The organism is Flavobacterium sp. 2 (assembly GCF_049949195.1).
Lineage (GTDB): Bacteria > Bacteroidota > Bacteroidia > Flavobacteriales > Flavobacteriaceae > Flavobacterium.
Genome location: NZ_CP188206.1, coordinates 3184237 through 3195247 on the forward strand (window position 1 = coordinate 3184237; position 11011 = coordinate 3195247).

Annotated in this window: 2 protein-coding genes; both read left to right on the forward strand. The window is 36.1% G+C overall.

What is annotated here, in order from left to right; genetic code table 11:
* Positions 1–158 precede the first annotated feature (158 nt).
* Entirely contained in the window at positions 159–6548 is a 6390-nt protein-coding gene (locus ACNFIH_RS13670) for a T9SS sorting signal type C domain-containing protein (protein WP_426483569.1), read from the forward strand.
* 151 nt (positions 6549–6699) lie between these two features.
* Positions 6700–10554, forward strand: a complete 3855-nt coding sequence (locus ACNFIH_RS13675; protein WP_426483570.1) for a T9SS sorting signal type C domain-containing protein — start codon at positions 6700–6702, stop codon at positions 10552–10554.
* The last annotated feature ends 457 nt before the right edge of the window (positions 10555–11011 follow it).

Consider the following 11011-nt stretch of genomic DNA (forward strand, 5'->3'; position numbering starts at 1 on the left):
ATTTTTGTACGATAATATCGCAAGTTTAAAGCCGTTTGAAAAACAGTGTTTTAACATAAAAAATCAAAGTTTAAAAGCCAAAATTAAAGTATTGCCCCAAAAAATGCTATACCATTTAGTTTTCTTTTAACGCCAAAAACAAATATAATACCACGCCTATGCTTCGAAAACTACTTTTATTCGTTCGTTCTTTATTTTGTTCTGATGAAAAAAGCTACAATGCAGTTTATACTAAGAAAGATTTTTCTTTTAAAGTGAAAACTGTTAAGGTTCTTTACGCAGCTTTTTTTACATTTTTATTTGTGAATTTTGCTGAAGCACAGACTGTAGATTTATTTCAATTTAATTTTGAGAATACAACTGCTCCAAACATTAATAATACGTTGGGTACCCCTACTTTTAGTTCAAATGGTTTGACCGCTGCAAGTTTAGGGTTTAGCACAACAACTCCTTGTGGAGGTTCATATATGTATACTGGAGCAGGTTGGGATACGGGGGATTATTATAGATTTACTGTTAACACAACAACTTATTCTAATTTGAAACTTACTTTTTGTAGTAGGAGTAATACCGGAGGTATTGGAGAATTTCATGTTAGGGTTAGTACTGATGGTACTAATTGGACAGTTGTTGATGATTTTGATGCAGTGACCGGCAATTTAACACAGACAACAAGTATTTTTCCTGCATTTGCAAACAACAAAACAACGCTTTATATTGATATATATAAATCTGAAGCGAGTGGAGGTAGTACAAGAACATTTTTAATTGATAACGTAACTTTAACAAGTTATGCAATACCAACTATAACTAGTTTTACGGGCTCACCAGTTTGTAGCGGGGCTACTCCTACAGTAGTAATAACCGGTACAAATTTAACAGGAGCGACGGCAGTTAATTTTAATGGTACCCCTGCTACATCTTTTACAGTAAATAGCAGTACTCAAATAACAGCGACACTACCAGCAAGTGCATCAACTGGATATATTACTGTGACAACGCCAGGAGGTACTGCAGCTAGTTCAAATGCATTTGTTGTAAATCCGCTTCCTACAATTACAGCATCTGCTTCGCCCACTTCAGTAATTAGTGGAGGCGCTTCAACATTGACGGCAAGTATAACCGAAAAAACTATACTGCTTCAAGAAGGGTTTAATGGACCAACTAATAGTTGGAACCCCTTAAATAGTTCAACTGGAGGAAGTACGACCGAGAATGCAAATGCTGCTTGGATGTTACAACCAGCAGGATATTACTACTACTATGGAGCTGGTTATCCTGGATACCAATTCAAATCTAATGATAACAGCCAATTTTATTTAACTAATAGTGCTATCCAAGGAAGTTCGGGGAATACGCTTACCTATTTGCAGTCACCTGCAATGAATACTACAGGATATACTTCACTTTCTTTAGAATTTTATCAATTTTTCTTGAAGTTTACGGATGGTACGGATAATAGTTATGTTGAGGTTTCTACCAATGGAACAAGTTGGACACAGGTATTAAGTAATACCTCAACTCAAGGTGGACAAAGTGCCTTTGCGGTAACTACCGTTTCTTTGAATAGTTATATTAACCAGCCAACACTTTATATAAGATTTAGATATGTGGCTAAGTTTGACTGGTTTTGGGCTATTGATAATGTTACAGTTTCTGGTAATAAAGCTATTTCTGGTAATTACAGTTGGTTAGCATCTCCGGCAGCTACAGCAGGCTTACCGGCAAATGCAGGAACAGCTCTTTCAACAAATAATAGTATAACTGTAAATCCAACTCAAACAACAAATTATACGGTAACAGCAACTAATACTACTACCGGATGTAGTACAAGTGGAACTCCAGTTACAGTTACAATCTTGCCACCAACAATTACTAGCTTTACTGGTTCTCCAGTTTGTAGTGGAGCAACTCCTTCAGTAGTAATTACAGGAACGAACTTCATTGGCGCAACAGCCGTAAATTTTAATGGTCTTGCAGCGACTTCTTTTACAGTAAACAGTAACACGCAAATTACCGCGGTATTGCCAGCTACTGCAACCACGGGAACAATTACTGTAACAACAGCTGGAGGGACAGCAACTAGTGGAAGTAATTTTGTAGTAAATCGTGCTCCAGCCAGTTTAAGTTACACGACTTCAACAGCAAGTTATTGCAGAAATGCGGTGATTACAGCAAATACACCTTCATTTGGAACTGTAGGTTCACCGGCTCCTACATTTGGTGTTTCTCCAGCATTGCCTACAGGATTAGCATTAAATCCTACAACGGGTAATATAACAGGTACACCTAGTGTTGCTACACCTGCTGCAAACTATACGATTACAGCTACAAATTCTTGTGGAAGTACATCAACTATTTTAAACATTACGGTAACTGTCGGAGCAGTAACGGCTACAGGAACAATTACAGGAACTTCTGCTGTTTGTCAAGGCGCTTCTGGAGTTTCTTATTCAGTTCCCACAATTGCTAATGCCACAGGATATAATTGGACTTTGCCATCGGGCGCAACTATTGTATCTGGAGCAAATACAAATAATATTACTGTTGATTTTTCTGCATCAGCTTCTTCTGGAAATATTACTGTTCAAGGTACAAGTGGATGTGGTAATGGGCCAGTTTCTACGAATTACGGAGTTACTGTTGTTGCTGTTCCAGTAGGTCCGGTAATTGCGAAGAGTTCAGGTGCATCTGCAGCGACAGTGTGTGCAGGTACGACACTTACTATGACGGTAACCACAGCAGGGACTGGGGGTACAGGAACATCACAGGATGAATATCGTTATAATAACGGATCCGGCTTTACAGCATGGAGCACAACAGTTCCAAGTTTTACAGCACTTGTTGGAACCAATACCATAGAATCAAGAAGAACCTCAACAGGAACGGGCTGTACAACAGCATCAGGAAATACATTAAGCTGGACAGTTGTTGCAGCTCCTGTAGGTCCGGTAATTGCGAAGAGTTCAGGTGCATCTGCAGCGACAGTTTGTGCGGGCACAACATTAACAATGACTGTCACTACAGCAGGGACTGGGGGTACAGGAACATCACAGGATGAGTATCGTTATGATACTGGTTCAGGTTTTGGTTCTTGGAGCACAACGGTTCCAAGTTTTACAGCAGTAGTCGGAACAAATATCATAGAATCAAGAAGAACATCAACAGGAACAGGCTGTACAACAGCATCAGGAAATACATTAAGCTGGACAGTGGTAGCTGTTCCAGTAGGTCCGGTAATTGCGAAGAGTTCAGGAGCATCTGCAGGGACTGTTTGTGCAGGTACAACACTTACCATGACTGTTACTACAGCAGGGACTGGAGGTACAGGAACATCACAGGATGAATATCGTTATAATAATGGATCCGGCCTTACTGGATGGAGCACAACAGTTCCAAGTTTTACAGCAGTAGTTGGAACCAATACCATAGAATCAAGAAGAACCTCAACAGGAACAGGCTGTACAACAGCAGCCGGAAATACATTAAGCTGGACAGTTGTAGCTGTTCCAGTAGGTCCGGTAATTGCGAAGAGTTCAGGTGCATCTGCAGCGACAGTGTGTGCAGGTACGACACTTACAATGACTGTAACTACAGCAGGAACAGGAGGTACTGGTACATCACAGGACGAGTATCGTTATGATACTGGTTCAGGTTTTGGTTCTTGGAGCACAACGGTTCCAAGTTTTACAGCAGTTGTTGGAACCAATACTATAGAATCAAGAAGAACCTCAACAGGAACAGGCTGTACAACAGCATCAGGAAATACATTAAGCTGGACAGTTGTTGCAGTTCCGGTAGGTCCAGCAATTGCGAAGAGTTCAGGTGCATCCGCAGCGACAGTTTGCGCAGGTACGACACTTACCATGACGGTAACCACAGCAGGGACTGGGGGTACAGGAACATCACAGGATGAATATCGTTATAATAACGGATCCGGCCTTACAGCATGGAGTACAACGGTTCCAAGTTTTACAGCAGTAGTTGGAACCAATACCATAGAATCAAGAAGAACCTCAACAGGAACAGGCTGTACAACAGCATCAGGAAATACATTAAGCTGGACAGTTGTAGCTGTTCCAGTAGGTCCGGTAATTGCGAAGAGTTCAGGTGTATCTGCAGCGACAGTGTGTGCAGGTACAACACTTACCATGACGGTTACTACTGCAGGAACAGGAGGTACAGGTACCTCACAGGATGAGTATCGTTATGATACTGGTTCAGGTTTTGGTTCTTGGAGCACAACGGTTCCAAGTTTTACAGCAGTTGTTGGAACCAATACCATAGAATCAAGAAGAACTTCGACAGGAACCGGCTGTACAACAGCATCAGGAAATACATTAAGTTGGATTGTCAATCCACTACCAACTATAACAACATCCTCAACACCAGCAGAAGTTACAGTAGTATGTGCAAGTACATCAGTTCAAACTACAGATTTAGTTTATACGGCTTCAACACAAAATGGAACTAGTTACAGTATTGATTGGGCAACATTAACTGATCAGGGCTCTACTTCTTACACTTTTGCTACAAGTGGTGGTTCTGTAACAGGAATAAATGTTCCAGCTAATACTGCCGCAGGGACATATACTGGAGTTATGACAATTACAAACGGAAATACTTGCTCTGTTAATTTAAATATTACTCTTACGATAAAACCAAATTATCCAGCACCAACTGTTGGCACAATAGTATATCCAAATTGTACTACAGCAACGGGAAGTGTAACACTAACTGGTTTGCCAGCTTCAGGAAATTTACTTCAATCTGATGGTACAACAACAACAACAATTCCTTTTTCAACAACTACTTTAACAATTTCAGGACTAGCTTTTGGAACTTATAGATTTGGCGTTGATAACGGATGTATTGTGACTTATTCAACTCCTGTAACAATTGGAGCTAATACTTGGAATGGAACTGCATGGTCTTATACTACAAATCCAACATCAACTGAAATGGTTAATTTCGCTAGTGGTTATACTATTAGTGCAGATGTAACATATTGTTCTGTTACAGTAAGTAATGGTGCAGCAGTAACAGTTGCATCAGGAAAAACATTGACAGTTACTAATGGAGTTCATGTTGTTTCAGGAAGCTCGTTAACTTTTGAAAATAGTTCAAACTTATTACAAACTAATACAAGTAATACTTTAAATACGGGTAATATTTTTTATAATCGTATAGCGCCAAAAATTCGTCAGGCCGATTACGTGTATTGGTCAACACCAGTTAAAAACCAGACGTTGGCAGCGCTTTCACCATTAACTTCTATTTCTAAACTGTACGCATATGATGGTAACCAATGGGTATTTACACCTAGAACTACTATTATGGCTACAGGTAAAGGATATATTGTACGCGGACCAGAAAACTATTCCAATACAAGTAAAGCTGATTTTCCAGCAAGTTTTTGGGGAACACCTCAAAATGGAACTTTTACAGGTGAAGCCATGGTTGGAGGGAAATATTATTTACTTGGAAATCCATATCCTTCAGCATTAGATGCTACCACATTTATAACTGATGTTGATAATAGGGATTTATTAAGTGGAACACTTTATTTCTGGACACATAATACACCGGTTGTTCTTACAGGCAAATATCAATATAAAACAGATGATTATGCCACATGGAATTTAAGTGGAGGAACAGGAACACGTCCCGCTATTTCTGCATCTGATCCAGATCTTAGTGGTGATGATCCTAACGATGATACGCCGAGCGGTCAAATTGCATCAGGACAAGCTTTCTTTACAGGTACTGTCATGTCAGGTAATGTGACTTATAAAAATTCAATGAGAATTGGAGGGAATTCAAACGGTCAGTTCTTTAAGCCTGGCAAAACAGCTAAAACTGCCGAGGTAGAAAAACATCGTGTATGGCTGAATATGACAAATGCAGGAGGTGCTTTTAAGCAATTATTGGTAGCATACATTGAAGGAGCAACTAATGGTTATGAAAGATTGTATGATGGAAAAACGTTTGACGGAAATAAATTTGTCGATTTTTATAGTATTAACGAAGATAAAAAATTAGTAATTCAAGGACGTGGTTTACCATTTACTGATGTTGATGAAGTACCATTGGGTTATCGTACAACAATTGCAGGAGATTTTACAATCGCTATAAATAAAGTTGATGGAAATATGAAAACTCAGGCGATTTATCTTGAAGATAAAAAGACGGGTACCCTTCATGATTTAAGAGCAAGTAATTATACTTTTGCAACAGAAATTGGAACCTTTGCTGATCGTTTCGTACTCCGATATACTAATAAATCTTTAGGAACGGGTGATTTCGAAAATATTGAAAAAGGTATTACGGTTTCTGTAAAAGATAAAGTAGTTAAAGTAGTTTCATCAAACGAAAATATTCAAGATGTTTCGATTTTTGATGTCGCAGGGAAATTGCTTTATAATAAAAAGAAAGCAGGAACATCAGAATTACTGATTTCAAATTTGCAATCTAGTAATCAGGTTTTATTAATTGATATAACATTTGAAAACGGATATAAAACAACAAGAAAACTTATTTTTCAATAAATAAAAAATAAGTTTAGCACTTAAAAAGCCATTTCTCTCTTTGAGAAATGGCTTTTTGTTTTTTACTAAATATCACCAAAAGTGGGTATTGCACACATATGAAGTTATTTATAATTTAGGAAAATTCGTATAATTATTTATTGACTTTATTTTGATTAGAAAATTACTTTATGCAGTGATTCTGACTGTGTTTTTTGGAAATTTTGAATTTTATGCACAGCAAGGAAAAATTGATGTTACTTTTAATACTCTGGATGACGGTTCAATTGGAGATGGATTTGACGGTCCAGTACAAACGTTATCTTTACAATCGGATCAAAATCTTATCGTTGGTGGGGAATATTTAAATCTTAACGGAATATCTTCTCCGTATTTCACTCGCTTAAAACCGGACGGTACAATCGATGAAAGTTTTCACACAGGAAGTGGTTTCAATGGAAAAGTATATGCAACGTATATTCAGCCAGATGGAAAAATTATAGTTGGAGGAAGCTTTACTACTTACAACGGCATAAATGCAGGACGACTTATTCGCTTAAATACAGACGGAAGTTATGATGCATCATTCAATACTTCAATTGGTGCGACAACAGGTATTATATACGATATTACGCTTCAGTCCGATGGCAAAATAATTATCTGTGGAAGCTTTACAAAATATAATAATGTAACAACAAATCGTATTGCAAGAATTTTATCCACGGGGGCTTTAGATACTTCTTTTTTAATAGGTTCAGGTACTACTTCTAATATTAATAATGCAAAAGTTTTGGCCGACGGAAAAATATTGCTTTCAGGAAATTTTACTTCTTTCAATAATACTCCGCACAATAGATTTGTTCGTTTAAACAATAATGGAAGTGTTGATTCAAGCTTTAATATTGGGGCAGGCTTTGATGATGATGTAAATGCAATGGAAGTTCAGTCCGATGGGAAAATTATTTTAGGAGGAAAGTTTGTCACTTTTAATGGAAATAGCGCAAACAGAATTATCAGAATAATGCCCGACGGAACTATCGACTCTTCTTTTTTTACAGGATCTGGATTTAATTCGGGAGCAGTTTTAGCCTGTAAAATAGATTCTGTTGGAAATATCATGCTTGGAGGATCATTCACTGGAAACTATAACGGAATTAGTGTCAACCGAGTTTGTTTTTTAGATAGCTCAGGTTTCCTAAAAGATGAAATTGATTTTGGATCAGGTCCGGCTACGGCATCGGTTTTTGCCTTGGAAAACGATGCTGAAGGCGCATGGTATATTGGAGGCTCATTTTCAGTTTTTGATGGTTTAAATCAAGGACGATTGGCAAAAATTGATTCCGAAGGCGAATATGATACAAGTTATTTAACATCCGGAATCGGGTTTGATAATTCAGTCTATAGCATACTGTCTTTAGAAAATGCGAAAACAATGGTATTTGGCAATTTCAAAAAGTTTAATGGAACAAACGCTTTCCGAATAGCTAAGCTTTTAGAAGACGGCTCATCAGATCCAGAATTTAATTTGAGACAGGCAGGTGCAAATAATTTAATAAAAACTGCAGTTTTGCAGCCAGATGGCAAAATTATACTCGGAGGAAATTTTACAAAATATAATGAAACGTTGATTAATCGCATTGTAAGGATTTTGCCTGATGGAACTGCAGATGCTTCTTTTAATATAACCTCTGGATGTAACAGTCAGGTTTATGCGCTCGCTATACAACCAGATAGGAAAATAATTGTAGCGGGAGGTTTTACGAAATATAATGATATAAATGTTGGTCGAATTGTTAGGCTTACTTCAGATGGTTCAAGAGACACTAGTTTTAACCCAGGATTGGGTGCTGATGCGATTATTGAATCGATTTTGATTCAGTCTGATGGAAAAATTTTATTAGGTGGACGATTTACAACTTTTAACGGCATTCCGTTTTCGCATCTCGTTCGTTTAAATAGTGATGGCAGTATTGACTCAACGTTTACGATCGGCGACGGATTTGATAAAAATGTCTATACTATAGCATTGCAATCTGATCAAAAAATAGTTGTCGGCGGTAATTTTTTGAGCTTTAATAAAGTACCACAAAAAAGAATTGTAAGGCTTAATCCAAATGGAAGTTTAGATAATGCGTTTGATTCAGGTTCTGGTTTTAGTAAAGGAGATGTGCGAAGTATTTTAGTGCAGCCTGATGATCGTATTTTAGTGGCGGGAACTTTTTCCGGAACATATAAAAATACCTCAGCTTTAAGATTGGCAAGATTATTAAAGTCGGGTGGTTTAGATAATTCTTTTAGTGCTACGCTAAATAATAAAGTATTTTCGATTAGTTTTTCATCAGATCATAAACTTTTGATTGGTGGAGATTTTAATTCCGTTTCTGGGATTTCCAAACATAGAATTGCGCGCTTGAAACTCTGCTTAGAATCAACAACATGGAATGGAACTTCATGGTCAAATGGTTTTCCGTCAGGCGGAAAAGAGTTATTTTTTAAAGAAGACTACGCTACTTTGACAACAGCAAATATTTGTAGTTGCACTATTGATGAAGGTAAAAAAGTTACTTTGCAGAGCGAAAATACTTTAAGTATCGAATTTTCGTATTCAGGTTTAGGAACTTTAGTTTTAGAAGATTCGGCAAATTTATATCAGTCAGATGATGATATTGTGAATACAGGAATTATCCATTTGAAACGAAATTCATCACCTATTTTAAAATCAGATTATGTGTATTGGTCGTCTCCAGTTGAAAATCAAAAGTTATTTGATCTTTCGCCAAATACAATATCGGATCGCTTTTTAACTTATAATCCCACAATAAAAAATTGGAAAGTTGAAAATGTAGCTAATACAATGGCAACTGGAATTGGTTATATTATTCAAGGCCCTAGAGATTTTTCCGCGGTAACTCGCGAATCTTATCCTGCAACTTTTAAAGGAGTACCTCATAATGGAAAAATAGAAGTGAACTTAGGACCAGCGAATAGTTTTAATTTAATTGGAAATCCCTATCCATCCACATTAAATGCTGATGTTTTTTTAAAAGAGAACTCATCAAAAATTAAAGGGACAATATACTTTTGGACTCATAATACTCCGATAACAAATAATAAATATGCATCGGATGATTATGCTGTTTATAATTTGCTTGGAGGAGTAGGAACTCGAGGCGCTTTGTCAAGCGGTGTAAATGAAATTATACCTGATAAAACAATTGGCGCCGGACAAGCCTTTTTTGTAGCGAGCCAAAATTCGGGTGTGATTGAATTTAATGACAAGATGAGAATGAAGGAACGTAATACGTCCTTTTTTAAACCCGCAAAAAGTAAAGATTTTGAAGAAAACGACATAAAAAAACGAAGAATTTGGCTGAATCTTAAAAATCAGGAAGGCCTCTTTAAACAAATCCTGATTGGATATATAGAAGGCGCAACAAACGAATATGATATAAGTTTTGACGCTGAATCTTTTAGTGGAAATAAATTTGCAGATTTTTATAGTATATCAGAAAATAAAAACCTGGTTATTCAAGGCAGGGTTTTTCCTTTTGAAAGAACGGATTCCATTATACTTGGGTATATGTCAAAAATTGAAGGTAATTTCAATTTAAGTATTGATCATTTTGATAATGAATTTTCTGAAACAAACATTTATCTTGAAGACAAGGAATTAAAGATATTACATAATTTAAAAGAGTCACCTTATATTTTCAAAACAGAGAAAGGGACTTTTGATAACAGATTTGAATTAAAGTATGTCGACAATGAATTAAAAGTTGATGATTTTAAAAATGATTCGAATGTCATTTTAGTTGCAGTAAAAGACAAACAAATTAATATTAATGCTTCACAGGAATCAATTAAAGAAATTGAAGTTTTTGATTTGACAGGAAAAGTTCTTTACAAAAAAACTAAAATTAATGCACCTCATTTTTCTATTCAGAATCTGAATTGTGGAAATCAAATTTTATTTATAAAAGTTACTTTAGAAAATGGTTCTGAATCTACAAGAAAAGTAATTTTTTAGAAGCGTTTTTTCACCAAAAAAAAATCCGTTTAATTCTTTTAAGCGGATTTTTTTTTGAATTTTTTTTCTTGAAATAACCGTTTGCCTGACGTTTTTTTTCCTCAATTTTCTTTAACCGATTCAAAATTTTTTAAAGTTGTTGAAAAACTCAAAAAACTCAAATTTAGTTATTCAGACGATTAGCAAAATTTAAAAGACCAATTACATCAAAAAATATAATTCATGAGAATTTACTTAAATATTTGTGTTTTAGAAATAAAATCAAATTATAACGGTCTGTTTTTTAGATATTTATTAAAAATTTGTAAATTGTTTAAGGATGTTTTCAAATAATTTACACTATTATTTTATACTTCATTTTATGCCTTTTCAATTGAAAGCAGACAAAAAATAATTTGTTTTTCTAGTGCCCCTCTGCCAGATTTAAATACTGAGTGTTACAACTTTAAAATACCAG

What these genes read in the sequence shown, in the direction of transcription:
- ACNFIH_RS13670 (WP_426483569.1), top strand. Translation starts at nt 159, where the DNA reads ATGCTTCGAAAACTACTTTTATTCGTTCGTTCTTTATTTTGTTCTGAT.